The sequence below is a fragment of the Pelorhabdus sp. sgz311001 genome (genome assembly GCF_055901755.1).
In genome coordinates this window covers 1-2,369 of record NZ_JBVXUT010000012.1, presented here as the reverse complement: position 1 = coordinate 2,369, position 2,369 = coordinate 1, and the positions used below count along the sequence as shown (strand labels likewise).

Below are 2,369 nucleotides of genomic sequence, written 5' to 3'. Positions count from 1 at the left end.
CTCATGGTGATCCTGACCTACGTCGTGCAATATACGAAGCTCGGCAAAGCTATGCGCGCCGTTTCCTTTGATAATGACGCGGCTATGCTTATGGGCATTAACGTCAATACGGTTATTTCCTTTACTTTCGGTGTAGGCAGCGCCTTGGCAGGCGCTGCTGGCGTTCTTGTTGGCGTGTACTATAACTCCATTGATCCGCTCATGGGAATCATGCCAGGTCTAAAAGCCTTTATTGCCGCCGTACTTGGCGGGATCGGCATTTTGCCAGGCGCAATGGCTGGCGGAATTATCCTTGGCGTCATCGAAGCCTTGGTCAGCGGATTTATTTCGTCGACCTTCCGCGATGCCGCAGCCTTTGGCATTCTTATTATCATACTGCTGTTCAAGCCCTCCGGCATTTTCGGCTCGAACGTGCGTGAGAAAGTGTAGGTGACAATCATGGGATTAGAAAAAAGTAAAAAGAAAAATGATCTCACGCTGCTTGGCGCCTGTGTCGTCCTATACGCCATCGTGCAAGCCTTGATCGAATTTGACGTAATCGGGCCCTTTTGGCAGCTCAATATTGTATTAATCTGTATCAACATCATTTTGGTTACAAGCCTCAATCTCATTAACGGTTTTACCGGCCAGTTCTCGATTGGCCATGCCGGGTTCATGGCAGTGGGGGCCTATCTTGGCGCGGTACTGACCGTAAAATTCCAGGCGCCCTTTATTGTGGCCATTCTAGCAGGCGCAGGCGCCGCTGGTTTCCTGGGCTTTGTGATTGGTCTGCCGACGCTTCGGCTGAGCGGCGACTATTTAGCCATCGCCACCTTAGGTCTTGGTGAAATTATTCGTATTACCATCTTAAACATTCCTTACGTGGGCGGCGCGTCCGGCTTCATGGGAATTCCGCGCTACACCACCTTTACGTGGGCCTTTGGCCTTTTAGTTGTTACGATCTTCTTTATTAAGAACTTTATCGACTCGACCCATGGGCGGGCCTGTATTTCCATTCGCGAGAATGAAATTGCCGCGGAAGCCATGGGGGTTGATACGACGAAATATAAGGTTATGGCCTTTACGCTGGGCGCAGCTTTTGCGGGTGTTGCGGGCTGTCTTTTCTCTCACTATTTTTACATCGCTCATCCGGCGTCCTTTACCTTCATGAAATCCTTCGATATTTTGACCATGGTCGTCCTAGGCGGACTTGGCAGTATTACTGGCTCCGTTACGGCAGCTGTATTTTTAACCTTCGTTTCTGCTGCATTGGCCAGCTATCCTGAGTGGCGTATGGTGATCTATTCCCTCGTTTTGATTCTGCTCATGATCTATCGTCCGCAAGGACTGTTCGGCAACAAAGAATTAAGCCTCAGCATGCTGAGCCGGATCGGAGGGAAAAAAGATGGAACTACTCAAAGCCACTAAGGTAAGCAAAGTGTTCGGCGGACTACGAGCCGTATCGGACCTCAATATTCATTTGAATCAAGGCGAGCTTGTCGGTCTCATCGGTCCAAACGGAGCCGGGAAAACGACGGCCTTCAACCTTCTGACTGGCGTGTATCAGCCCACAGAGGGAGAAATCATCTTTGATGAAAAGAGCGTAGTCGGGTTAAAACCCTATCAGATTACGCAGCGAGGCATCGCGAGAACCTTCCAGAATATCCGTCTCTTTGCGGATCTGTCGGTGCTTGATAATGTAAAGATTGCCTACCATTTTCATGTGAAGTATGGTTTGATTGAAAGCGCACTACGGTTAGGGCGCTACTATAAAGAAGAAGTAGAGATTGCCGAAAAGGCGGAATCCTTCTTGAAAATCTTTGGGTTGGCCGATAAAAAAGACGAGATTGCGAAAAACCTGCCTTATGGCGAGCAGCGTCGTCTGGAAATTGCCAGAGCCTTGGCGGCGCAGCCGAAACTGCTCTTATTGGATGAACCGGCAGCCGGGATGAATCCGCAGGAAACGCAGCAACTCATGGAAATGATCCGGTGGATCAAAAAAGAATTCAATCTGACGATTCTATTGATTGAGCATGATATGAGTCTTGTCATGAACGTGTGCGAGCGAATCTATGTACTCGATTATGGCACGATCATCGCCAGCGGAACGCCAAGTGAGATCAAAAACAATCCGAAAGTAGTGGAAGCCTACCTGGGCGAGGAGGTAAGCGAATCATGCTGACAATCGACAATATTAACGTATACTATGGAGCCATTCATGCTTTAAAGGGAATCAGCGTCAATGTAAAAGAAGGGGAGATCGTGACCTTAATCGGAGCGAACGGAGCGGGAAAGAGTACGACGCTGCGGACGATTTCGGGTCTGTTAAAGCCGAAAGAAGGATCGATCAACTTTGAAGGAAAAAATATAGCGGGAATGGCGGCCCCGGG

Annotated in this window: 4 protein-coding genes; all 4 read left to right on the top strand. The window is 49.1% G+C overall.

What is annotated here, in order from left to right; all coding sequences use genetic code 11:
• The coding region (locus AC0MXB_RS18245; RefSeq protein ID WP_474041154.1) for a branched-chain amino acid ABC transporter permease at positions 1-429 on the top strand (429 nt) is incomplete at its 5' end.
• A 9-nt stretch (positions 430-438) separates the two neighbouring features.
• Entirely contained in the window at positions 439-1,407 is a 969-nt protein-coding gene (locus AC0MXB_RS18240; protein ID WP_474041153.1) for a branched-chain amino acid ABC transporter permease, read from the top strand.
• Positions 1,385-2,161, top strand: a complete 777-nt coding sequence (locus tag AC0MXB_RS18235; RefSeq protein ID WP_474041152.1) for an ABC transporter ATP-binding protein — start codon at positions 1,385-1,387, stop codon at positions 2,159-2,161. The genes AC0MXB_RS18240 and AC0MXB_RS18235 overlap by 23 nt, the downstream gene beginning before the upstream one ends.
• Positions 2,155-2,369: ATP-binding cassette domain-containing protein (locus AC0MXB_RS18230; RefSeq protein WP_474041151.1), on the top strand; the 215-nt coding region annotated here is incomplete at its 3' end. The genes AC0MXB_RS18235 and AC0MXB_RS18230, both read left to right, overlap by 7 nt.